Genomic DNA, 21,930 nt, shown 5'->3' with positions numbered 1-21,930 from the left:
CCTTCGCCCCTTGCGTTTCAGATCAGGCCGGTTCCAAGGCCTTCTCAGGCTTGGCCTTCGCCGTCGCGCCGGTCTTGCGGCCAAACTGCATGACGCCGTCCTCGACCTTGCCCATGCGCAGGGTCATCAGGTCCAGCGCATAGTTCTGGTGCACCTTCCAGGGCTTGCGCGTCCCCTGCTTGGGGAAGTGGCCGATCGAGCGGGTGATGTAGCCCGACGAGAAGTCCAGCCACGGCGCGGCCTCGACCTCACCGTCGAGGCGCGGCACGCAGTAGTCGGCGCCGGTGTGGTCCATGTGGTTGAGCAGGCGGCAGACATATTCGCTGGTCAGGTCGGCCTTCAGCGTCCAGCTGGCGTTGGTGTAGCCGAACACCGAGGCCAGGTTCGGCACGTCGCTGAACATCATGCCCTTGTAGCTCATCGACTGCGACAGGTCGGCGACCTTGCCGTCGACCACGACCTCCATGCCGCTCAGCAACTGGAGCTGCAGGCCCGTGGCGGTGACGATGACGTCGGCGTCCAGGGTCTTGCCGGATTTCAGCTGGATGCCGGTCTCGGTGAAGGTCTCGATGTGGTCGGTGACCACCGAGGCCGCGCCGCTCTTGATGGCGTCAAACAGGTCGGCGTCGGGCACCAGGCACAGGCGCTGGTCCCAGGGATTGTAGCGCGGCGTGAAGTGGGTCTCGACGTCGTAGTCGGGACCCAGATGATCGCGGACCATCGAGAGCAGGCGTTCCTTGACCTTCCCGGGCTTCTTGCGGGCCAGGTTGTAGAAGAACAGCTGGAACAGCACGTTCTTCCACCGCGTGATGCCGTAGGCGGTCATCGCCGGCAGTTTCGAGCGCAGCCAGTTGGCGATCCCGTCCTCGGCCGGACGCGACACCACATAGGTCGGCGAGCGCTGCAGCATGGTGACGTGGGCGGCGGTCTTGGCCATCTCGGGCACCAGAGTCACGGCGGTGGCGCCGCTGCCGATCACCACGACCCTCTTGCCGCTGTAGTCGAGGTCTTCGGGCCAGTGCTGCGGATGGACGATGCGGCCCTTGAAGCGCTCAGTCCCGGCGAAGTCCGGCGTGTAGCCGGCCGAATAGCGATAGTAGCCCGCGCACATGTGCAGGAAGCGGCAGGTGAAGGTGACCGGCTTGCCGTCGTGTTCGGCCTCGACCGTCCAGGTCGCGGTTTCGGTGGACCAGCTGGCGCGCTTGACCAGATGCTTGAAGCGGATGTGGCGGTCGATGTCGTGCTCGCGCGCGGTCTCGCGGACATAGTCCAGGATCGACGGGCCATCAGCGATGGCCTTGGCCGCCTTCCACGGCTTGAAGCTGTAGCCCAGGGTGTACATGTCGCTGTCGGAGCGGATGCCCGGATAGCGGAACAGGTCCCAGGTGCCGCCGATCGCCTCGCGCCCTTCGAGGATCGCGTAGGTCTTGCCCGGGCAGTGCTTTTGCAGGTGATAGGCTGCGCCGATCCCTGAAAGCCCCGCGCCCACGATCAGTACGTCGACATGTTGCATGGCCATATGTGTCCCGCCCCCTGTGGCAAGCGCGGCGCGCTTGCGTGGTCCCAACGCGTGCGCCCGACGGTTGACCCGACGCGGCTTATGTGAACGCTGTTCACCAACAAACGACCGTTTTGACCGAACGTCAACCGGGACCCGTCGACGGCGATGCGGGTTTTGATTGCGTACGGAAGGGGCGGGGGCTTAAGCGGTGTTGCATGTCCCTTCGCGACTTTGGCCTTCTGGTGCTGATCTGCCTGATCTGGGCGGGCAGCAACATCATCTCCAAGCTGGTGGTCGCCCATTGGGGCGTGCCGCCGCTGTACTATGCGGCCGTGCGCTTTGCGCTGGTGGCGGCGCTGACCTTGCACTGGCTGCTGCCCGCGCCCAGGCCGACCTGGCGGATGGTGCTGGTCGGCCTTCTGATGGGCGGCGGCAATTTCGCCCTCCTGTTCATGGGCTTCCAGACCGCCTCGCCGTCGGCCGCCTCGGTGGTGATCCAGGTCGGGGTGCCGTTCACGACCCTGCTGTCGGTGCTGATCCTGGGTGAGAAGATCCGCTGGCGCCGGGGCCTCGGCATCGCGCTCACCTTGCTGGGCGCGGTGGTGGTGATGTGGAGCCCCAAAGGCATCGAGCTGTCGGCGGGCCTTTGGCTGATCGTCGCGGCCGCCTTCACCGGTTCGCTGGGCGCGGTGATGATGAAGCAGATCGAAGGCGTCAAACCGCTGCAGTTCCAGGCCTGGGTCGGCTTTTCCTCGGTCTGGCCGCTGGCGGCGATGAGCGCCTTCATGGAGCCGGGGCAGGTGGCGGCGGGCTTTGCCGCAGGCTGGCCGTTCGTCGCGGCGGTGGTCTTCTCGGCGGTGGTGGTTTCGATCCTGGCCCATACGGCCTATTACGGCCTGATCCAGCGCTATGAGGCCAATCTGATCGCGCCGCTGACCCTGATGACGCCGCTCTTCACGATCGGCATGGGCGTGGTGGTCACCAACGACCACTTCGATCTGCGGATGGGGATCGGCGCGGCCCTGGCGCTGCTGGGCGTTCTGATCATCGCGCTGCGGCGGAATCAGGTCATGCCCCTGCTGACGTCCCTGCGGAGCCGCCTGCAATGAGCCTGTCCCTGATCGAGGCCCCGTCGCCCAATTTCGACGCCCGCAAGGCCGTGCCCGACACGGTGATCCTGCACTACACGGGCATGGAGACCGGCGAGGCGGCGATCGAGCGCCTGCGCGATCCGGACGCCAAGGTCAGCGCGCACTACTGCGTCGAGGAGGACGGCCGCATCGTGCGCCTCGTGGCCGAGGAACGCCGGGCCTGGCACGCCGGCGCGGCCTTCTGGAAGGGCGTCAAGGACATCAACTCGGCCTCGGTCGGGATCGAGATCGTCAATCCCGGCCACGAGTTCGGCTATCGCCCGTTCCCGGAGGCCCAGATCGCCGCGGTGATCAACCTTTTGGCCGATATCCGCTCGCGCTGGATGATCCCCGACAGCCGTATTCTCGGCCACTCCGACGTCGCGCCCGCCCGCAAGATCGATCCGGGCGAGCTTTTCCCCTGGAAGCGCCTCGCCGAAAGCGGCCATGGCCTGTGGATCGAGCCTGCGCCCTCGCCCGGCGCGCCGCTGGGCCAGGGCGAGGAGGGGACCGGCGTCTTTGCGCTGCAGGCGGGGCTGACGCGCTTGGGCTACGACTGTGCGCCCAGCGGCCAGTACGACGAATGGACGACCACCGTCGTCTCCGCCTTCCAGCGCCACTGGCTGCAGAGCCGCTTCGACGGTATCGCTGACGGCGAGACCCGGGCGCGCCTCGTGGGCCTGCTGCGGGCGGCGGCCGACTGATGCATCCGGCCCCGGCTTTCCGCGTCGAGGACCGCGCGGTCCTGCTCGATTTCCTGCGGGCCCATCCGTTCGTGACCATCGCCGCCTCCGTGGGCGGCCGGCCGTTCGTGGCCCAATCGCCGATCGTGATCCGCGAGCTGGACGGCGAGATCGCGCTCGACTTCCACCTGTCGCGCGGCAACGTCCTGACGCCGTACCTGACGCAAGGCTTTCCGGCCATCGCCCTGGCGACCGGCCCCGACGCCTATGTCAGCCCCGACTGGTACGAGAGCCCTGATCAGGTGCCGACCTGGAACTATCTCTCCGTCGAGGCCGAGGGCTCGGTGGCGCCGCTGAACGAGGCCGAGCTGATCGCGCTGCTCGACGACCTGTCGGCCCAGGAGGAGGCTCGTCTTGCACCCAAGGCCCCCTGGACCCGCCACAAGATGAAGCCCGGCAAGTTCGAGGCCCTGCTGCGCGGTATCCAGGGCGGACGCCTGTTCGTCGAGCGCCTGCAGGGGACCTTCAAGCTCTCGCAGAACAAGGCCGACAGCGATCGCCTGGGCGCGGCCAAGGGGCTGGGCGAGCATCCGATCGCGGGGCTGATGCGCGAGGTCGGGGTGGAGCGCTGAGGCGCAGCGCCCAGCGTCTCTCGCCTCATGGACGGGTCTGGGGCGCCTCACAAAAGCGAACAATGGCGTCGAAGACCCGTATCGGATCTTCAAGCTCGGGCGTGTGACCCAGATCGTCAAACGTCACGCAGACCGCATCCGGACGAAGCCTCCGGATGGAATGCTCATTGCCGGCGGGGTGGGAGAAATCAGCGCCGCCCCAGATCGAAAGCAGGGGCTGGTTGGGCCGCGGCAGTTCGACGGCGGGATCCATGTAGCACTGGTAGGCGCTGGCGAGCGACCATTGGGCGCCGTGCTGGAACGAGCGCTCGGCGCACCGGCACAGCTCGCTGATCATATCCGCCTTGCCCACCGAGAGCGCGTACCAGGCCGGCATGCGTTTGGGCGCCATGCGGCGCATCGCGACATGGCCCAGGATCGGCGTCGCCAGGACGCCCTTGGGATCGCGGGCGGCCTTCCAGACCGTGAAAGCGGCGACATCGCCGGCCTGCAGCAAGGTCAGGCAGGAAACGAGGTCGGGATGGCGCGCGGCGATATCGACAGCGGCATGACCGGCGACGCAGGAGAACGCCAGGATGGCGCGGGGGCCTGCGACAGCCCTCAGGAAGATCGCCAGGTCGTCATGGGTTTCGCGAAACCCGAAGCGATAGTCCTCGGCGGCCGCCGAGAAGCCCATTGCCGGCAGCTCGAAGGCGATCACGCGAAAGCGCGGCGCGAACGTCGCGATCAGGGCGTCATAGACTTCAAGCGTCATCGGCGGATCGACGCTGAAGACGATCGTCGGACCCGTTCCGGCTTCGCGATAGCGATACTGCACCTTGGGCGATTGGAAGAAGGCGACCCCTTCGGAGGCGCGAGCCGGCCAGCCTTCACGATGCCGGCGCATGCGCCCGACGGCGCCCGCCGTGTCCAGGCGCGTGGCCAGGCGATTGAGCTTCCCGGTCATGCGGCGCGCGTCGCGTTGCGATGGGCGACGAACAGCGCAAAGCACGTCAGGGCCAAGTATCCCGCCGTCGCCAGATGGCGCGCCACGATAGAGAACGCTGCGCCGGCCTGATGGGTCAGCCACGCATCGCCCAAGGGCAGGATGAGCGCCGCAATCGCGATCCAAAAGAGCGCACGAAGATCTCGCCGGACCAGGAAGATCGCCACCAGCGCCGCCACGAAGGCGGTCCGCAGGGCGTAGACCTGCACCCAGGCGATGGCGTCCGCGCCGTCGACCGGCACGCCATAATAGGTGGCGAAGCCCGTCGGATCGGACAGCGCGCGCGCCACGTTCACGGCTTGCAGAAGCGCCAGCGGAACCGACAGCCAAAAGCCGAATGTCCGCAGTACGGGTCGACTGGGCGGGGGTGGTGGTAAGGTCATGATGTCTCCTCTGGACGAGGAGACTAGCTGGCCGACCCAAGCCTGGACGCTTGAGTTTGAGGGCGGATAGGTGAATGAGTTTCATCTATGAAGCGCGACGCCCCCAGTTTCGCCGCCCTACGCACCTTCGCCGCAGCGGCGCGGCGGCAGAGTTTTCGGGATGCGGGCCTGGAGCTGGGTCTGACGCCCTCGGCGGTCAGCCACCAGGTGCGGGCCGTCGAGGCTTGGGTCGGCGCGCCCCTGTTCGTTCGCCAGGTCCGGCAAGTGCGCCTGACCCCGCTGGGCGAGACCCTGAGCGCGCGACTGTCTCAAGCCTTCTTCGACATCGACACGGCGCTTAGCCAGGCCAAACGACAGTCCGTCTCGACAAGGCTGCGCATCGCGGCGCTGCCGCTGTTCACCAATGTCTGGCTCGTGCCCCGCTTGGCGCGCTTCGAAGCGCTGCACCCGGACCTTTCCCTGTCGATCGACACCGACGCGCGAGTGGTGGACCTGGAGAAGGGCGAGGCCGATGTCGCCATCCGCAATGTCGCGGCCGTCACCCCGGGCCTGTTCGGGCGCAAGCTGCTGGATCTGCGCGCCACGCCGCTGTGCACGCCCGAGGTGGCGCAGGCCGTGCGCGCGCCGGCGGATCTGGCCGGCGCCAACGTGATCGACCTCAGCGTCGGCCGAGCCGGCTGGCCTGAATGGTTCGAAGCGGTCGGTTGCAAGGGCCTGAAGCCTGGGCGCACGCTGACCTTCGACAATGTCCCGTCTGCGATTGACGCCGCAGCCCAAGGGCGCGGCGTGCTTCTGGGGCTGTTGCCGCTGGTGCTCGATGCGCCGAACGCCAATCAGCTGGTCGCGCCCCTGAAGCATCCCCCGGTCGATGCGGGGGGCTATTTTGTCGTTTGCCGCAAGGAAGATCGCGCCAGCGCCACGGTGCAGGCCTTCATGCTTTGGCTGATCCAGGAAATGCGGTCCGACCTCCCGCGCTTGCGGCGCTTGGAGCGCGAAAGGCTCCGGTGAAGGGCGCTTCGCCGCCACTTGTCCGGGGAGGACGGATGAAACATTGACCTGCGCCCGATCCCCGGTCAAACACCGTCCCGGACCAGATGATCGGGCGGTCGCGTCGTCTTCGGACGCCGAGGAAAGTCCGGGCTCCACGGTGACAAGGCGGTGGGTAACGCCCACCGGGAGCGATCCCAGGGATAGCGCCACAGAAAGCAAACCTCCTCCCTACGGGGCGGGAAGGGTGAAAGGGTGGGGTAAAAGCCCACCGCGGACCTGGTGACAGGGACGGCATGGCAAGCCCCGCCTGGAGCAAGACCGAATAGGGATCCCGCGTCGGCCTCGCGTCGACTAGGCCGTCACTGGCTGAGAGGATCCGGGTAGGTCGCGAGAGCCGTCCAGCAATGGCCGGCCTAGAGGAATGATCGTCGCCGTCCTTTCGGGGGCGGAACAGAACCCGGCTTACAGATCATCTGGTCCGTCTAAATCCTCCCCCCAGCGGGGGAGGTGGTCGCGAAGCGACCGGAGGGGGAAGGGCTTCGCGCGCCCGCCTATCCCCTCTCTGTCGGCTTCGCCGACACCTCTCCCACGGGGAGAGGATTTTCCCTGCGCCAGCCACGGGCTCAACTGACACCGCGCGCCCCGTTCACTCACGAGTTCTGTGTATGTTCTGTGGATTAACTTTCGCGCGCCGTGAGCAAGGGGTGTGACATCTTTGAAATCCCGATGAAATGGCCCCTGGTGTCATTGTATCCCAGTTCATCCCATGTTAACCCAATTCTCGTCGGGGCGAGAGTGGTGGCTCGCTGACCGGCGCGGGTTTGGCGGGGTTTAAGCTTCAGTGTTTCTCTCGACGTTCGAGAAACAGCTCGACAGCAAGCGGCGCATCGTCGTGCCGCAGGAATTCCGCGCGGCCGTCTCGGGCCCCTTCGACGGCATCTTCTGCTTCCCCTCGATCGAAGCCGACTGCCTGGAGGCGGGCGGCAAGGCGCTGTTTGATCGCTATCAGGCGGTGATCGAGGAGATGCCGTTCGGCGATCGCACCCGCACGGCGCTGGAGACCAGCATCCTGGGCGGCATGGCCAAGCTGACCTTTGATACAGCTGGTCGCATTACGCTGCCCGACCAACTGTGCGACATGTTCGGCCTTACGGATTCGGTGGCCGTCGTCGGGATGGGTGAGCGTTTTCAGATCTGGTCGCGCGAGGCCTTCCAGGCCCATCGCGCGCAGCAGCGTGATCTGGCGCGGGAAGGTCTGGCGGCCCTGCGCGCCCAGCAGCGCGCGGCCAAGTTCGCGGGCGGGGCGGCGTGAGCGCCGCGCCGCACATCTCGGTCCTGCTCGACGAGGTGGTCGAGGCGCTGGACGCCAAGCCCGGTGACGTCGTCGTCGACGGCACCTTCGGCGCGGGCGGCTACACCCGCGCGGTGCTGCCGACCGGCGCCTCTGTCGTGGCCTTCGATCGTGACCCGACCGTCCGCCAGTTCGCCGCGAACTTGCCGGCCGACCGCTTCCGCCTGGTGCAGGCCCGATTTTCCGAAATGCTCGACGAGCTTGGGCCAGAGAGCGTCGAGGGCGTGATGCTGGATCTGGGCGTCTCGTCCATGCAGCTGGACCAGGCCGAGCGCGGCTTTTCGTTCATGCGCGACGGGCCGCTGGACATGCGGATGGGCGATACGGGTCCGACCGCCGCTGATCTGGTCAACACCCTGGATCACGCCGAGCTGGCCAAGATCCTCTATGTCTATGGCGAGGAGCACGCCTCGCGCCGCATCGCCAGCTTCATCCTCCGTCGCCGCGAGGAGCGTCCGTTCGAGCGCACCCTGGACCTGGCCGAGGTGATCGAGCGCGCCGTCGGCGGGCGCAAGGGCGCCAAGGTCCATCCGGCCACGCGCTCGTTCCAGGGCTTGCGGATCGCAGTGAACGACGAGCTCGGCGAACTGGAGGCCGGACTCGCCGCCGCTGAGCGTGTGCTGAAGCCGGGCGGTCGCCTGGTGGTCGTCACGTTCCATTCGCTCGAAGATCGCATCGTCAAGGCCTTCCTGGCCGAGCGGGCGGGCAAGACGCCGGGCGGATCGCGCCACGCGCCGCCCGTGGCAGCGGGCGCCGCGCCCAGCTTTCAGCTGATCTCCAACAAGGCCATTGCGCCGAGCGAAGCCGAGCTGGCCGTCAATCCGCGCGCGCGCTCCTCGAAGCTGCGCGCGGCCGTCCGCACCGACGCTCCGGTCTGGGAGGCTTCGGCGTGACGGCGGCTGGCGTCTTCAATCGCCGGGTCCGGGGTTTCCGGGTCGTCGAGGTGGTCGGTCTGTGCATCCTGCTGAGCCTGGTCACGGGCGTCTACCTGGCCAAGACCTTCGCCGGTCGCGAGCGCCAGGAGATCGCCCGCATCGAACAGGAGATCGAGGAGGAGGCCGCCCGCAAGCGCCTGCTGGAGGCCGAGGTCGCGCACCTCGAACAGCCGCGCCGCATCGAACAGCTGGCGCGGATGATGCAGCTGAAGCCGATCGCGCCTGATCGCGAGATCACCGAAGACGCTCTCATTGACGTGGCGCGTCGTCGCGAACTGCCCAAGACGCCCATCGCCGCAGCCCCGGTTGCGCCTGAGGCGCTGGCCGCCGATGCGCCCGAAGTCTTGCCGGATGACGCCTTGCCGCCGCCGCCTCAAGTCCAGGGGGCGTTGCGATGAGCCTCTCGAACCTGGGTCCCGGCGGCGTTCACTCCCCGCTCTGGCGCTGGGTGGTGGAGCGTGTCTGGCGGTTGGAGCACGCCTTTGAGCGCTCGCGCGCCGCCGCGCGGCCTGAAGACGACACGCGGATCCGCATCTTCCTGGTCATGGGCTTTTTCGGCTTCTGCTTTGTCGGGGTGAGCCTTGGCGCGGGCTGGTCGGCGTTGTTCTCGCGCGCCGGGCAGGGGGGCGGCTATGCCCAGGGCGTCGAAGGCGCGCGGGGCGATGTCGTCGACCGGAACGGCAAGCTGCTGGCCGTGGATCTGGCGCATTACGCGCTTTACGTCGATCCGCGCGAGGTCTGGGACGCCAAGGAAACCCGCGCGGCCCTGGGCCGGGCGCTGCCGCAGGTTCCGGCCAAGCGGCTCGACAAGGCCGTGTTCGGCGATCACCGCGCCTTTGTTCTGGGCGGTCTGACGCCGGACGAAAAGGACGCCATCTTCAATCTGGGCCTGCCGGGTGTGACGTTCGAGGAGCAGGAGCGGCGGATGTATCCGCTGGGGCCGACGGCCGCGCACCTGATCGGCTTCGTCGACAGCGGGGGCAAGGGCTTGGCCGGCGCCGAGCGCGCCCTGGACGACCCGATCCGCAAGGCCGCCGGCGGCGAGGGTGGGCCCACCCAGCTGTCGATCGACGTGCGTGTGCAGGCCGCGCTCGAGGACGAGCTTCGCAAGGCCGCCGAGGAGTTCACGCCCAAGGGCGCGGTGGGTCTGGTGACCAACGTCCATACCGGCGAGATCCTGGGCATGGCCAGCTGGCCGGACTACGACGCCAACAAGGCGGGCGGGGCCACGGACGACCAGCGTCTCAACCGCGCGGCGGCCTCGGTCTACGAGATGGGCTCGACCTTCAAGGCCTTCACCGTGGCGATCGGTCTCGACACGGGCGTGGCCACCGCCGCCTCGACCTTCGACGCCCGCGAGCCCTACAAGCTGGGCTATCGGACGATCCACGACTATCACGCCACCAAGGCCGTGCTGAACCTGGTCGAGGTCTTCCAGCACTCGTCGAACATCGGCACGGCGATGCTGGCCGAGCGCGTGGGCGGCCAGCGCCTGAGTCAGTACTTCACCAATCTGGGCCTGACCAAGCCGGCCAAGGTCGAGCTGCAGGAGTCGGCGCGCCCCTTGACCCCGCGCAAGTGGGATCAGGACACCGTGGCCTCGACCTCGTTCGGTCATGGCATGAACATCTCGCCGCTGGCCCTGGCCCAGGCGATGAACGCCCTGCTGAACGGTGGCGAGATGCGGCCCCTGACGATCCGCAAACTGCCGCCGGGCGTGCGTCCCGAAGGCAGGCGAGTGCTGTCCGAGCACACCTCGGCCGAGATGCTCAAGATCATGCGCGCCAATGTCGTGCCGGGTGAGGGCGGCAGCGGCGGCAAGGCCGACGTGCCCGGGCTCTCGGTCGGCGGCAAGACCGGCACGGGCGAGAAGTACGACCCCGCGATCCGGCGCTACAATCATCAGCGTCAGGTCTCGTCCTTCGCCGCCACCTTCCCGACGGACGGCCCTTTGGAGGCCGACCGCTACTTCGTGCTGATCCTGCTGGACGAGCCGAAGGGCAACGCCAATTCGTTCGGTTTCTCGACCGGCGGCTGGGTCGCCGCGCCGGCTGCGGGCCGGGTCATCGAACGCATCGCGCCGTTCCTCGGCGTCAAACGCAAGACCGAGCTGGTGACCATCGCCAACTCGCCCAAGAACGCCGCGCCGGAGGCGGGCCTATGACCAAAAGACTGTCCGACCTGTTCAACCGTCCCTTCGCGACGGATCCGGTGATCGCCGGTGTCACCGCCGACAGCCGTAAGGTCACGACCGGCTGGCTGTTCGCCGCTCTGCCGGGGACCAAGGTCGACGGTCGCGACTTCGCCGAGGGCGCGGTGGCCAAGGGCGCGGCGGCGATCCTGGCGCCGGAAGGTGGGCTGGAAGGGCTGGGCGTGCCGGTGGTCCGCTCGGAGGACGCCCGCCGCGCCTATGCCCTGGCCGCCGCCGCCTTCTGGGGCAAGCAGCCGGCGATGTGCGTGGCCGTCACCGGCACCAACGGCAAGACCTCGGTGGCCGGCTTCTGCCGTCAGATCTTCACCAAGCTGGGCCACAAGGCCGCCAGCATGGGCACCCTGGGTGTGGTGGTCAGCCAGCCCGGCCAGCCGGACCAGCAACTGACCCCGCCGGGCCTGACCACGCCCGACGCCGGCGACGTCGCCGAGATGATCGCGCGCCTCGCCGACATGGGTGTCACCCATCTGGCGCTGGAGGCCAGTTCGCACGGCGTCGACCAGCGTCGCATCGACGGCGTCAAGCTGAGCGCCGCAGGCTTTACGAACTTCACTCAGGATCACCTCGACTATCACGGCTCGATGGAGGCCTATCGCGCCGCCAAGCTGCGCCTGTTCGACACGCTTACCCCTGCGGGAGCGATGGCGGTGCTGAACGCTGACAGCGAGGCCTTCCCGGACTTCGCCGCCGCCGCCGTCACCTCGGGCCAGAGCGTGTTCTCGGTCGGCGAGGAAGGGCAGGGGCTGCGACTGCTGTCGCGTACGCCCACGCCCGCCGGCCAGGACCTGGTCGTCGAGGCCGAGGGCGTGGTTCATCACCTCAAGCTGCCGCTGGCCGGCGCCTTCCAGGCGTCGAACGTGCTGGTCGCGGCGGGGCTCTGCATCGCCGCCGGCGAGGACAGCGCCAAGGTCTTGAAGGCTCTGGAAACCCTGGAGGGCGCAGCGGGCCGCCTGCAGCGTGTGGGGCGCGGCCCCAAGGGCGGCGAAGCCTATGTCGACTACGCCCACACGCCCGATGGTCTGCAGACGGTGCTGGAGGCCCTGCGCCCGCACACCGCCGGCAAGCTGATCGCGGTGTTCGGCGCGGGCGGCGATCGCGACCGGGGCAAACGGCCGCTGATGGGCGCGATCGGCGCGAAGCTCGCCGATATCGCCATCGTCACCGACGACAATCCGCGCTCGGAAGATCCCGCCTCGATCCGCGCCGCCATCCTCGAAGCCGCGCCAGGCGCGCGCGAGATCGGCGACCGCCGCGCCGCCATCCGCGCCGCCGTGGCGCTGATGAGCGAGGGCGATGTGCTGGTCGTCGCCGGCAAGGGCCACGAACAGGGCCAGATTGTCGCCGGCGTCGTGCATCCGTTCGACGACGTGGCCGAAACCCTGCAAGCGCTGGAGGGTGTAGATGCCTGACGCCCTTTGGACCGCTGACGAGATTGCTGAGGCTGTCGGCGGCCAGGTCGCCGGTGGCTTCGCCGTCTCCGGCGTCTCGATCGACACCCGCACGGTGGAGCCGGGCGACCTTTTCGTGCCGCTGGTCGGCGTGCGTGACGGTCATGACTTCGTGCCGCAAGCAGTGGCGAACGGCGCAGCGGGCGTGCTGGCGGCGCGCGCGGTCGACGCGCCGGCGGTGATGGTCGCCGACACCTTCAAGGCGCTGGAGGCCCTGGGCGTCGCCGCGCGGGAGCGCGCGCCTCAGTGCAAGCGTGGGGCGGTGACCGGCTCGGTCGGCAAGACCAGCGTCACCCGCGCGATCGAGGCGGGGCTGCGTCTGGCGGGCAAGGCCCACGCCTCGGTCAAGAGCTACAACAACCACATCGGCGTGCCGCTGACCCTGGCGCGGATGCCGCGCGACACCGAACGGGCGGTGTTCGAGGTGGGCATGAACCACGCTGGCGAGATCGTCCCGCTGTCGGGCTTCGTGCGGCCGCATGCGGTGGCGATCACCACCGTTGGCCCCGTGCATATCGAGAACTTCTCAGACGGCGAGGCTGGCGTCGCGCGCGCCAAGGCCGAGATCCTCGCAGGACTGCAACCCGGCGGGATCGCGGTGCTGAACGCCGACAATCATTGGTTCGACTTCCTGAAGGGCGAGGCTGAGAAGGTCGGCGCGACCGTCTGGAGCTTCGGCGAAGCGGCCGGGGCGACCGCCCGCCTGACCGGCTTCCAAGTGGAGGGCGCAGGCGCGACCGTGTCGGTCGATCTGCGGGGCGAGGCGCTGACCTTCCCGATCCACCAGACCGGCGTCCATTGGGGCCCCAACAGCCTCTGCGTGCTGCTGATGCTGGAAGCGCTGGATGTGCCCCGCGAGACCGCCCTTGCGGCGCTGGCGGCGTTCGCGCCCATCGAGGGGCGCGGCGCGGAGAAGACGATCCGTATTCCCGGCGGCGCCTTCACCCTGGTCGACGAAAGCTACAACGCCAATCCGGTCTCGATGCAGGCCGCGCTCAAGACCCTGGGCGCGCGCAAGGTCGCCGGCCGCCGGGTGGTGGCGCTGACCGATATGCTCGAATTGGGCGAGGGCAGCGCGCAGTTTCACGCCGAGCTTGCGGAGCCGATCGCGGCCGCCAACGTGGACGCCGTTTTTCTGGCAGGCGTCCACATGAAATCGCTGTGGGAGGCGCTTCCTCCGACTCGGCGGGGCGGCTACGCGGAGGTTACTGAAAAGTTAACGTCGGTGCTGGCGGGGGCCGTGCAGCCCGGCGACGTGGTGATGGTGAAGGGGTCGAACGGCTCCAAGGCCGGCGTGCTCGCCGCCGCCTTGGCCGCGCTCGATCTTGGGGAACAGGGCTGATGCTGTACCTGCTGTACGAATGGCTGGCGCGCTCGCAAGAGCACTTTCCAGCCCTGAACCTGTTGAAATACCTGACCTTCCGGTCGGGTATGGCGATGCTGACCGCCTATATCGTCGCCGTGGCGATGGGCTCGCGCTTCATCCGCTGGATGAAGGCCAAGCAGGGCAAGGGTCAGCCGATCCGCACCGACGGCATCGCACGCCACGTCACCGAAAAAGCCGGTACGCCCACCATGGGCGGCTTCATGATCCTGGCGGGCCTGTTCGTCGCCGCCCTGCTGTGGGCCGACCTGCGCAACGTCCATGTCTGGGTCGTGCTGCTGATCACCGGAAGCTATGGCCTGCTGGGCTTCATGGACGACTACGCCAAGGTCACCAAGCAGACGACGGCCGGCCTTTCCAGCGTCCAGAAACTGGTGGCCCAGTTCATCGTCGCGATCATCGCCACGGTGATCCTGATCCTGTTCGCGCCCAAGTCGCCGATGACGCCCGGCATGGAGACCAGCCTGGTCTTCCCGATCTTCAAGGCGTTGGTGATCAATCTGGGCTGGTTCTACGTCGCCTTCGCCGCGTTCACGATCGCGGGCTTCTCAAACGCGGTGAACCTGACCGACGGCCTGGATGGCCTGGCCATCGTGCCGGTGATGTTCGCCGCCTCGACCTTCGGCCTGATCGCCTACCTGGTGGGCAACTACAAGTTCGCCGACTATCTGAACCTGCACTTCGCGCCGGGCGTCGGCGAGTTGGCGGTGCTGTGCGGCGCCATCATCGGCGGCGGCATGGGCTTCCTCTGGTACAACGCCCCGCCGGCCAAGATCTTCATGGGCGATACGGGCTCTCTGGCCCTGGGCGGCGCGCTGGGCGCGATCGCCGTCTGCGCCAAGCATGAGCTGGTGCTGGGCATCGTCGGCGGCCTGTTTGTGGCCGAGGCGCTGAGCGTGATGATCCAGGTCGCCTACTTCAAGAAGACCGGCAAGCGCGTCTTCCTGATGGCCCCGATCCACCACCATTTTGAAAAGCTCGGCTGGCCTGAATCCACCGTGGTGATCCGCTTCTGGATCGTGTCGATGATCCTGGCCTTCATCGGCCTGGCCACGCTGAAGTTGCGGTAAGGAGTGGCGTACTGATGATCCCCGTCCGCGGTTTCGAGGACAAGACCGTCGCTGTGTTCGGCCTGGGCCGAACCGGCCTGACGGCGGCGCGAGCCTTGATCGCGGGGGGCGCCAAGGTCGCCCTGTGGGACGAGAAGCCGGCCAGCCGCGAGGCGGCCGCCGCCGAGGGCTTCGCCGTCGTCGACCTGCAGGCCGCCGACTGGAGTCAGTTCGCCGCCCTGATGCTGTCGCCGGGCGTGCCGCTGACCCATCCCAAGCCGCACTGGACCGTCGAGAAGGCCAGGGCCGCCGGCGTCGAGGTGCTGGGCGACGTCGAGCTGTTCGCCCGCACGGTGAACGCCGCGCCGGCCCACAAGCGCCCCAAGATCATCGCCATCACCGGCACCAACGGCAAGTCGACCACGACCGCCCTGATCGGCCACCTTTGCGCTTCGGCCGGACGTGACACCCGGGTCGGCGGCAATATCGGCCTGGGCGTGCTGGGCCTTGAGGACATGCACGGCGGCGCGGTCTATGTGCTGGAGCTCTCGTCCTACCAACTGGACCTGACCTCAAGCCTGAAGCCCGACGCGGTGGTGCTGCTGAACATCTCGCCCGACCACCTGGACCGCCACGGCGGCATGGACGGCTACATCGCCGCCAAGCGCCGGATCTTCCTGAACCAGGGCAAGGGCGACACCGCGATCATCGGCGTCGACGACGCCTGGTGCCAGCAGATCTGCACCGAGATCACCGCCGCCAACCGCCGCACCATCTGGCCGATCAGCGCCGGCAAGGCGATGGGGCGAGGCGTCTATGCGCTGCAAGGCGTGCTCTATGACGCCACGGGCGAGCGCGTGGTCGAGGTCGCCGACATCCTGCGCGCCCGCAGCCTGCCGGGCCGTCACAACTGGCAGAACGCCGCGGCCGCCTACGCCGCGGCGCGCGCGATCGGCATCTCGATGCAGGATGCCGTCGATGGCCTGATGACCTTCCCGGGCCTGGCGCACCGGATGGAGACGGTCGGCAAGATCGGCAAGGTCCGCTTCGTCAACGACAGCAAGGCCACCAACGCCGACGCCGCGCGTCAGGCGATGTCCAGCTATCCCAAGTTCTACTGGCTCGCCGGCGGCGTGGCGAAAGCCGGTGGCATCGACGACCTGAAGGACCTCTTCCCGCGCATCGCCAAGGCCTATCTGATCGGCGAGGCCGCCGAGCCGTTCTCCTGGACCCTGGCCGGCAAGGCCGAGTGCGTGCTGAGCGGGACGCTGGAGAAGGCGGTGCAACAGGCCTATGCCGACGCGGCGGCCAGCGGCGAGGAGGCGATCGTGCTGCTATCGCCGGCCTGCGCCTCGTTTGACCAGTTCAGCGACTTCGAGGCCCGGGGCGAGGCGTTCCGCGCCGCCGTGAACGGGCTGACGGCGGGCGGCGGCAAGGCCGCTGTCGCCTAGGCGATGACCGAACCGGCCGAGGCCCCCGAACCGGAGTCCGCCAAGGCCGCTTCGCCTCCCTGGCGCTCTGTTCTGCGTGTGGCGGCCATCGATCGCGCGCGTTTGCGCGAGGCCGGTCGCCAGGCCCTGCCATGGTTGGCCTGGCTGCGCCGCCGGACGCGCTCCTCCGAACTCTGGGTTATCGCGGTGGCGACGGTCGTGGGCTTGGTGGCCGGCGCCTTGGCGGTCGCTCTGGGCGCGCTGGCGCACGGGACCCAGGTCGCGATCTTCAATTTCGATCCCAATGAACGCCTGTCGGCCCAGGTCATGATCGAGCCCTGGCGGCTGCTGGCCATTCCGCTGGGCGGGCTGGTGCTGGGCCTGTTCACGGCCGCGGTCCTGCGCTTTCGCCCCAACCACGCCGTCGACCCCGTCGAAGCCAACGCCCTGCACGGCGGGCGGCTGTCGATCCGCGACAGTCTGATCATCTGCGTGCAGACCTTGATCTCGAACGGCTCGGGCGCGTCGGTGGGGCTCGAGGCGGCCTACGCCCAGGCCGGTGGCGCGACGGCTTCGTGGGTGGGGCAGAGGCTGAACCTGCGCCGAGGCGATCTGCGGATTCTGGTCGGCGCGGGGGCCGGCGCGGCGATCGCGGCGGCGTTCGGTGCGCCGCTGACCGGCGCCTTCTACGCGTTCGAGATCGTCATCGGCGCCTATACGGTCGCCAACATCGCCCCGGTGGCGGCGGCCGCCCTCGCCGGGGTTCTGGTCGCCAAGGCCCTGGGCTCCACGCCCTATCTCCTCAAGACCTCAGTGGTCGCCATCTCGTCTCCAGCCGACTACGCGCTGTATGGCCTGCTGGGTCTGCTGGCCGCCTTCTTTGGCGTGGCGCTGATGCGGGCCGTGGCTGTGGCCGATGGGTGGGCGATCAAGGCGCCCCTGCCGCGCTGGTCGAAGCCCGCGATCGGGGGCGTAGCGCTTGCCGCTCTCGCCCTGGCGACGCCCCAGACCTTGTCCGGCGGCCACGGCGCGCTGCACCTGGATCTCAACAGCGACCTGCCGCTGAAGGTGCTGCTGGTGCTGATCCTGATGAAGGCGGTCGCCTCGATCGTGTCACTGAGCTCGGGCTTCCGGGGCGGCCTGTTCTTCGCCGCCCTGTTTCTGGGCGCGCTGATGGGGCAGGCCTTCGCCCTGGTGGTGAACATGACCACGGGGACTGTGCACCTAGACCCGATCGCGGCCTCGCTGGTCGGCATGGGCGCTCTGGGCGTGGCGATTGTCGGCGGGCCCTTCACCATGTCGTTCCTGGTGCTGGAGGCCACGGGCGATTTCACCGTCACCGGCGCGACCCTAGCCGCCTCGCTGATCGCCAGCGCCGTGGTGCGCGAGACCTTCGGCTATTCGTTCTCGACCTGGCGGCTGCACCTGCGCGGCGAGACGATCCGCAGCGCCCACGACGTCAGCTGGATGCGCAATCTCACAGCCGGCAAGATGATGCGCCGAGACGTGAAGACGATCGCGGCCGGCACGAGCCTGGCCGAGTTCCGCCGCCGGTTCCCGCTGGGCTCGACCAAGCGGGCGGTGCTGACGGACGAGACGGGGCGCTACGCCGGCATCGTCGCTACGGCGGCCGTCTATGCCGAGCCGCCCGAGCGCGACGCCACGGTGGCGGCCCTGGCGGCTCACACGCGCGTGGCCCTGGCTCCCGAGTTGTCAATCAAGGCGATCATGACCGCCTTTGACGAGACCGGCGCCGACGAACTGGCCGTGGTCGACGAGGGCGGGGAGGTCATCGGCCTGATCACCGAAGCCCACGTCACCCGCCGCTACGCCGAAGAACTGGAAAAGGCCCGCCGCGAACTGACCGGGGATACGGGGTGAGGCTCACCCCAGCGGCATGAATGCGTCGTTCTTGTCCAGGGCCGAGAGCGGCGATCGGATGGAGCAGCGCAGGCCGTCGCGGCGATAGTCCAGGTCGACCTTGCCGCCCAGCTCGTTAGGCAGGGCCAGTTCGACGATCCGCGAGCCAAAGCCCCGGCGCTCGGGCGGGCGCACTGTGGGGCCGCCGCGCTCGGCCCACTCGATCAGCAACTGGTCGTCCGGATCGACCGACCAGTGGATGTCGACATGGCCGTCGGGCGCCGACAGGGCGCCGTACTTCAGCGCGTTGATCGCCAGTTCATGGAACGCCAGGGCCATCACGACGGCCGGTTTGGGCGAGACCTTCAGGTCATCGCCACTGATGGTCAGCTGTCCTGGATTGGCGCGATAGGGCGTCACGGAACCATCGACGATCTGGCGCAGGCTGGCGGCGGACCAGTTCTGGTCGGTCAGGACGTTGTGCGTGGCGGCGATCGCCATCAAGCGACCCTCCAGCGCGTCGCGCACCGAGGCGTCCACACCCGCGTTGCGCAGGGACTGGTTGGCGATCGACTGGACGGTGGCGAGCGTGTTCTTCACCCGATGGTTCAGCTCATTGACCAGCAGCTGCCGATGGCTCTCCGCCAGGCGCTCGCCGGTGACGTCGCGCGAGGTGGCCAGCACGCGAATGACACGGCCGCCTTCGAGAATCGGCGAGACGGTGGTGTCCCACCAGCGGGGCGCGCCCTTGGCCGTGGGGCAGGGTGCCCGGAAGGCCACGGCGTTGCCGGCCATCGCCGCGCGCAGAGCCTGCTCGACGGTGTCGCGACTCTCGAGCGGCCACATGTCAGGCCAATACTGATGGCGATTGCGCCCCTCGAAATCCTCGATCTCAAGCAGGAACTTGCCCTGGGCGTTCATGTATTCGAGATAGCCGTCGGCGCTGATGACGCGAATGCAGTCCTGGCTAGCCTCGACCACGCTGAGGAAGTAAGCCCCAGCGCCCTCCAGAACAGTCTTGTCCGATGTTTCTTCGGCCACGCCACGTCCCTGCCCGAGAGGCCAATGATCACGCCATGCGCGAAGAATACAAGCGCCGGTTTGACGTGCGCGTCCTTTTCAGGACGTTCGGGGGATAGACTTCAGTCGAAGAGTTCAGCCAGTTCCTCGAGCAGCGCTTCGCGCCAGCCTTCGAGATTGGCCACGCTCCGCGCTCGGTCGAGAACACCGCGCGCCTTCTCCACCTCGTCGGCGTCCGCTTCGTCGACGGTTTCCAGCGCCTGAAGCGCCTCGTGCGCCACCTCGTAACCGCCCGAGGCGACCAGCTCGACCAGCAGGGCGACATGGTCGGAGCAGTCTACGAAGCTCAGCGCATGGACGAGGCGCGCGCGCTTGTCGGCGAGGTCGGGGCGCTGGATCAGTTTGACAAGCACCGCGTCCAGGCCCGGCGTTCCGGTCTGGGCCAAGCGCAAGGCCAGGGCGTTGCGCTGCTCGGCGTCGGTGATGGTTTCCAGCTGGCGGAGGTCGTCGGAGGAGGCCATGGCTTCCTATTCCCGCGCTTTTCGCCGCATGTCCACGGGGTTAGACCAGCCCGGCAAGGTTTGATTAACCCTCCGACCCGACTCTCCGCCCATGGCCTCCAACGCGACCCACGCTTTCGCCCGCACCGACCGCACCGCGCTCGGCCTGTGGTGGTGGACGACGGATCGCTGGCTGCTGGGCGCGACGGCCCTGCTGGTCACGCTGGGCATGCTGCTGTCGTTTGCGTCGAGCCCGGCTGCGGCGCAGCGGATCGGCATCGACGACCAGTTCCACTTCGCCCTTCGCATGTGCTTTTTCGCCACCGCCTCGTCGGTGCTGATGCTGATCACCTCGATGCTGTCGCCGCGGGACATCCGCCGCGCCGCGTTCTTCATCTATCTTGGGGCGATCGCCGTGATGATCGCCCTGCCGTTCATCGGCCACAACGCCAAGGGCGCGACGCGCTGGCTACAGTTCGCCGGCTTTACCCTGCAGCCGTCGGAGTTCATGAAGCCGGCCCTGATCGTGCTGGTCTCCTGGATGTTCGCCGAGGGCCAGAAGGGCGAGGGCGTGCCCGGCGTCTCGATCGCCTTCCTGCTCTATTTCATCGCCGTGGCCCTGCTGTTGATCCAGCCCGACGTCGGCCAGACCGTGCTGATCACCATCGCCTTCGGCGCGGCCTTCTGGATGGCCGGGGTGCCGATCTCGTGGATCATGGGGCTGGGCGGGGTGGCGCTGGCGGGGCTGGGGTCGACCTATTTCCTGTTCGACCACGTCCATGCGCGGGTGCAGAAGTTCCTCAGCCCCGATCAGGCCGACACCCACCAGATCACGCGCGCCGCCGAGGCCATCCGCGCCGGCGGCCTCTTCGGACGCGGTCCGGGCGAGGGCGTCATGAAGCGCCACGTGCCCGACCTGCACACCGACTTCATCTATTCGGTGGCGGCCGAGGAGTACGGCCTGATCTTCTCCTGGTCGCTGATCGGCCTTTTCGCCTTCGTCGTCGTGCGCGGCCTCTACAAGGCCATGAAGCTCAATGACCCGTTCGAGCAGGTCGCGGCGGCCGGATTGTTCGTTCTGGTGGGCCAGCAAGCGCTGATCAACATCGCGGTGAACTTGAACATGATCCCAACCAAGGGCATGACGCTCCCGTTCATCAGTTACGGGGGCTCCTCGATGCTCGCGATGGGACTAACGCTGGGCATGGCCCTAGCCTTGTTGCGCAAACGCCCCGGCGCCTATGGGGCGAGCGGCGAGTTCGGCTTCGGTCGCGCGGACGCCTGATGAGCAAGCTGGCTGTTGTCGCCGCCGGAGGAACCGGCGGCCATATGTTCCCCGCTCAGGCCCTGGCCGAGGCGCTGGCTGCGCGCGGCTGGCGGGTGGTGCTGGCCACCGACGATCGCGGCGCCCTCTACGCCGACAAGTTCCCCGCCGAAGAGCGGCTGGCCCTGTCGGCCGCCACCGCCAAGTCGAACGACCCGCTGGGCATGATCAAGGCCGGCTTCGTGGTCCTGCAGGGGGTGATGGAGGCCCGGGCGGCGTTCAAGCGTCTCGACCCCGCTGTCGTGGTCGGCTTCGGCGGCTATCCGGCGCTACCGGCGCTGCTGGGCGCGCTGTCGCAGGGCCGCCCGACCGTCATCCACGAACAGAACGCCGTGCTGGGCCGCGTGAACCGCTTCCTGGCCCCGCGCGTCAATGAAGTGGCCTGCGCCTTCCCGATCCTGGAGAAGGCCACCCCCGCCGTGAAGGCCTGCGCCCATGTGGTTGGCAATCCGGTGCGTCCGCCGGTGCGCGCGCTGTTCGACGTGCCCTATCTGGCGCCCGAGGTGCAGCTTCGCGTGCTGGTCACCGGCGGCAGCCAGGGCGCGCGCCTGCTCTCCGAACTGATCCCCGAGGCGGTGGCCAAGCTGCCCGAGGAGATGCGCGGCCGATTGAAAGTGTTCCAGCAGGCCCGGGCCGAAAGCATGGAGCAGGCCCGCAAGGTCTATCGCAACGCCATGGTCGAGTGCGAAGTGGCGCCGTTCTTCCGCGACATGGCCGGGTATCTCCGCCAGTCGCACCTGGTCATCGGCCGCTCGGGCGCCTCGACCTGCACCGAGCTGGCCGTGGCCGGCCGGCCCTCGATCCTGATTCCGCTGAAGATCGCCGCCGACGACCACCAGCGCTTCAACGCCCGCCTGCTGGAAGAGGCCGGCGGCGCGGCCGTGTGCCTCGAGGATGAACTGACCGTCGACGTGATGGCCGCGGCGCTGAAGGCCCTGCTGTCCAAGCCCGAACGCCTGGAAAAGATGGCGGCGGGGGCGCGGTCAGCCGCCAAGCCGAACGCGGCCGAGGAACTGGCGGATCTGGTGGAGAAGACGGCGCGCTAAGGCGAGCGTCCTAGTCGCCGGTCTTGAACGGCCCCCGCGCCCATGCTCTTTTGCCGCTAATTGTCGG

Annotated in this window: 20 protein-coding genes and 1 other RNA gene; 16 read left to right on the top strand and 5 right to left on the bottom strand. The window is 68.2% G+C overall.

All coding sequences use genetic code 11. From position 1 onward, the window contains the following. Positions 1-22 precede the first annotated feature (22 nt). Entirely contained in the window at positions 23-1,519 is a 1,497-nt protein-coding gene (locus CVUC_RS04920) for a flavin-containing monooxygenase (RefSeq protein WP_096033883.1), read from the bottom strand. Positions 1,520-1,716: 197 nt separating this feature from the next. Between CVUC_RS04920 and CVUC_RS04915 the strand changes: the two genes are divergently transcribed. From CVUC_RS04915 to CVUC_RS04905, 3 genes are read left to right on the top strand one after another with little or no spacing between them, the layout of a single operon-like run. Continuing rightward, the gene (locus CVUC_RS04915; RefSeq protein ID WP_096033882.1) at positions 1,717-2,610 is read left to right on the top strand and encodes a DMT family transporter; all 894 of its coding nucleotides are present in this window, start codon (positions 1,717-1,719) and stop codon (positions 2,608-2,610) included. Next, a complete protein-coding gene (locus CVUC_RS04910; protein WP_096033881.1) occupies positions 2,607-3,335 on the top strand; it encodes an N-acetylmuramoyl-L-alanine amidase in 729 nt (242 codons plus the stop codon). Before CVUC_RS04915 ends, CVUC_RS04910 begins: the two co-directional genes overlap by 4 nt. Continuing rightward, entirely contained in the window at positions 3,335-3,946 is a 612-nt protein-coding gene (locus CVUC_RS04905; RefSeq protein ID WP_096033880.1) for an FMN-binding negative transcriptional regulator, read from the top strand. Before CVUC_RS04910 ends, CVUC_RS04905 begins: the two co-directional genes overlap by 1 nt. A 25-nt stretch (positions 3,947-3,971) precedes the next feature. On the opposite strand, the gene CVUC_RS04900 is transcribed toward CVUC_RS04905, so the two are convergent. Together CVUC_RS04900 and CVUC_RS04895 are read right to left on the bottom strand one after the other, a co-directional pair. Next, positions 3,972-4,892, bottom strand: a complete 921-nt coding sequence (locus CVUC_RS04900; RefSeq protein ID WP_096033879.1) for an alpha/beta fold hydrolase — start codon at positions 4,890-4,892, stop codon at positions 3,972-3,974. Further along, positions 4,889-5,314 (bottom strand): DUF4267 domain-containing protein, encoded by a 426-nt coding sequence (locus CVUC_RS04895; protein WP_096033878.1) that lies wholly within the window; start codon positions 5,312-5,314, stop codon positions 4,889-4,891. Before CVUC_RS04895 ends, CVUC_RS04900 begins: the two co-directional genes overlap by 4 nt. Positions 5,315-5,401: 87 nt before the next feature. On the opposite strand from CVUC_RS04895, the gene CVUC_RS04890 reads away from it, so the two are divergent. The 11 genes from CVUC_RS04890 (at position 5,402) to CVUC_RS04840 (ending at position 17,994) form a co-directional block, all read left to right on the top strand. After that, positions 5,402-6,322: a LysR substrate-binding domain-containing protein gene (locus CVUC_RS04890; RefSeq protein WP_096033877.1), complete on the top strand. Its 921-nt coding sequence runs from the start codon at positions 5,402-5,404 to the stop codon at positions 6,320-6,322. A gap of 82 nt (positions 6,323-6,404) precedes the next feature. Beyond that, positions 6,405-6,785: RNase P RNA component class A (gene rnpB / locus CVUC_RS04885), an RNA gene on the top strand. 360 nt (positions 6,786-7,145) lie between these two features. Beyond that, a complete protein-coding gene (locus CVUC_RS04880; protein ID WP_096033876.1) occupies positions 7,146-7,616 on the top strand; it encodes a division/cell wall cluster transcriptional repressor MraZ in 471 nt (156 codons plus the stop codon). Then, on the top strand, positions 7,613-8,548 hold the full coding sequence (gene rsmH, locus CVUC_RS04875) for a 16S rRNA (cytosine(1402)-N(4))-methyltransferase RsmH (RefSeq protein WP_096033875.1): 936 nt from the start codon (positions 7,613-7,615) through the stop codon (positions 8,546-8,548). The genes CVUC_RS04880 and rsmH overlap by 4 nt, the downstream gene beginning before the upstream one ends. Then, positions 8,545-8,988: a cell division protein FtsL gene (ftsL, locus tag CVUC_RS04870; RefSeq protein ID WP_096033874.1), complete on the top strand. Its 444-nt coding sequence runs from the start codon at positions 8,545-8,547 to the stop codon at positions 8,986-8,988. Before rsmH ends, ftsL begins: the two co-directional genes overlap by 4 nt. After that, positions 8,985-10,754 (top strand): peptidoglycan D,D-transpeptidase FtsI family protein, encoded by a 1,770-nt coding sequence (locus CVUC_RS04865; protein ID WP_096033873.1) that lies wholly within the window; start codon positions 8,985-8,987, stop codon positions 10,752-10,754. The genes ftsL and CVUC_RS04865 overlap by 4 nt, the downstream gene beginning before the upstream one ends. Beyond that, complete coding sequence (locus tag CVUC_RS04860; protein ID WP_010920415.1) at positions 10,751-12,211, top strand: UDP-N-acetylmuramoyl-L-alanyl-D-glutamate--2,6-diaminopimelate ligase; 1,461 nt, start codon at positions 10,751-10,753, stop codon at positions 12,209-12,211. Before CVUC_RS04865 ends, CVUC_RS04860 begins: the two co-directional genes overlap by 4 nt. Then, on the top strand, positions 12,204-13,592 hold the full coding sequence (locus CVUC_RS04855) for a UDP-N-acetylmuramoyl-tripeptide--D-alanyl-D-alanine ligase (RefSeq protein WP_096033872.1): 1,389 nt from the start codon (positions 12,204-12,206) through the stop codon (positions 13,590-13,592). The genes CVUC_RS04860 and CVUC_RS04855 overlap by 8 nt, the downstream gene beginning before the upstream one ends. Next, on the top strand, positions 13,592-14,704 hold the full coding sequence (mraY, locus tag CVUC_RS04850) for a phospho-N-acetylmuramoyl-pentapeptide-transferase (RefSeq protein WP_096033871.1): 1,113 nt from the start codon (positions 13,592-13,594) through the stop codon (positions 14,702-14,704). Before CVUC_RS04855 ends, mraY begins: the two co-directional genes overlap by 1 nt. A 14-nt stretch (positions 14,705-14,718) precedes the next feature. Beyond that, complete coding sequence (gene murD / locus CVUC_RS04845; RefSeq protein WP_096033870.1) at positions 14,719-16,134, top strand: UDP-N-acetylmuramoyl-L-alanine--D-glutamate ligase; 1,416 nt, start codon at positions 14,719-14,721, stop codon at positions 16,132-16,134. 3 nt (positions 16,135-16,137) lie between these two features. Continuing rightward, positions 16,138-17,994: a chloride channel protein gene (locus CVUC_RS04840; protein WP_096033869.1), complete on the top strand. Its 1,857-nt coding sequence runs from the start codon at positions 16,138-16,140 to the stop codon at positions 17,992-17,994. A gap of 3 nt (positions 17,995-17,997) precedes the next feature. Here CVUC_RS04840 and CVUC_RS04835 read toward each other — a convergent pair whose 3' ends face one another. Both CVUC_RS04835 and CVUC_RS04830 read right to left on the bottom strand, forming a co-directional pair. Next, the gene (locus tag CVUC_RS04835; RefSeq protein ID WP_010920411.1) at positions 17,998-19,014 is read right to left on the bottom strand and encodes a sensor histidine kinase; all 1,017 of its coding nucleotides are present in this window, start codon (positions 19,012-19,014) and stop codon (positions 17,998-18,000) included. Between the two features lie 101 nt (positions 19,015-19,115). Further along, positions 19,116-19,514, bottom strand: a complete 399-nt coding sequence (locus CVUC_RS04830) for a hypothetical protein (protein ID WP_010920410.1) — start codon at positions 19,512-19,514, stop codon at positions 19,116-19,118. A 91-nt stretch (positions 19,515-19,605) separates the two neighbouring features. Here CVUC_RS04830 and ftsW point away from each other — a divergent pair, with 91 nt between their 5' ends. Beyond that, positions 19,606-20,778 (top strand): putative lipid II flippase FtsW, encoded by a 1,173-nt coding sequence (ftsW, locus tag CVUC_RS04825; protein ID WP_010920409.1) that lies wholly within the window; start codon positions 19,606-19,608, stop codon positions 20,776-20,778. Further along, on the top strand, positions 20,778-21,863 hold the full coding sequence (murG, locus tag CVUC_RS04820) for an undecaprenyldiphospho-muramoylpentapeptide beta-N-acetylglucosaminyltransferase (protein ID WP_010920408.1): 1,086 nt from the start codon (positions 20,778-20,780) through the stop codon (positions 21,861-21,863). The genes ftsW and murG overlap by 1 nt, the downstream gene beginning before the upstream one ends. Positions 21,864-21,930 lie beyond the last annotated feature (67 nt).

The sequence above is a fragment of the Caulobacter vibrioides genome (assembly GCF_002858865.1).
Classification (GTDB): domain Bacteria; phylum Pseudomonadota; class Alphaproteobacteria; order Caulobacterales; family Caulobacteraceae; genus Caulobacter; species Caulobacter vibrioides.
The sequence above is the reverse complement of the archived record's forward strand: the minus strand, read 5'-3'. Positions and strand labels throughout refer to the sequence as shown.

Excerpts from the sequence above, each read along its gene's own strand:
- CVUC_RS04920 (WP_096033883.1), bottom strand. The coding sequence starts at position 1,519 with ATGGCCATGCAACATGTCGACGTACTGATCGTGGGCGCGGGGCTTTCA.
- CVUC_RS04915 (WP_096033882.1), top strand. The coding sequence starts at position 1,717 with ATGTCCCTTCGCGACTTTGGCCTTCTGGTGCTGATCTGCCTGATCTGG.
- CVUC_RS04910 (WP_096033881.1), top strand. The coding sequence starts at position 2,607 with ATGAGCCTGTCCCTGATCGAGGCCCCGTCGCCCAATTTCGACGCCCGC.
- CVUC_RS04905 (WP_096033880.1), top strand. The coding sequence starts at position 3,335 with ATGCATCCGGCCCCGGCTTTCCGCGTCGAGGACCGCGCGGTCCTGCTC.
- CVUC_RS04900 (WP_096033879.1), bottom strand. The coding sequence starts at position 4,892 with ATGACCGGGAAGCTCAATCGCCTGGCCACGCGCCTGGACACGGCGGGC.
- CVUC_RS04895 (WP_096033878.1), bottom strand. The coding sequence starts at position 5,314 with ATGACCTTACCACCACCCCCGCCCAGTCGACCCGTACTGCGGACATTC.
- CVUC_RS04890 (WP_096033877.1), top strand. The coding sequence starts at position 5,402 with ATGAAGCGCGACGCCCCCAGTTTCGCCGCCCTACGCACCTTCGCCGCA.
- CVUC_RS04865 (WP_096033873.1), top strand. The coding sequence starts at position 8,985 with ATGAGCCTCTCGAACCTGGGTCCCGGCGGCGTTCACTCCCCGCTCTGG.
- CVUC_RS04860 (WP_010920415.1), top strand. The coding sequence starts at position 10,751 with ATGACCAAAAGACTGTCCGACCTGTTCAACCGTCCCTTCGCGACGGAT.
- CVUC_RS04855 (WP_096033872.1), top strand. The coding sequence starts at position 12,204 with ATGCCTGACGCCCTTTGGACCGCTGACGAGATTGCTGAGGCTGTCGGC.
- mraY (WP_096033871.1), top strand. The coding sequence starts at position 13,592 with ATGCTGTACCTGCTGTACGAATGGCTGGCGCGCTCGCAAGAGCACTTT.
- murD (WP_096033870.1), top strand. The coding sequence starts at position 14,719 with ATGATCCCCGTCCGCGGTTTCGAGGACAAGACCGTCGCTGTGTTCGGC.
- CVUC_RS04840 (WP_096033869.1), top strand. The coding sequence starts at position 16,138 with ATGACCGAACCGGCCGAGGCCCCCGAACCGGAGTCCGCCAAGGCCGCT.
- CVUC_RS04830 (WP_010920410.1), bottom strand. The coding sequence starts at position 19,514 with ATGGCCTCCTCCGACGACCTCCGCCAGCTGGAAACCATCACCGACGCC.
- ftsW (WP_010920409.1), top strand. The coding sequence starts at position 19,606 with ATGGCCTCCAACGCGACCCACGCTTTCGCCCGCACCGACCGCACCGCG.
- murG (WP_010920408.1), top strand. The coding sequence starts at position 20,778 with ATGAGCAAGCTGGCTGTTGTCGCCGCCGGAGGAACCGGCGGCCATATG.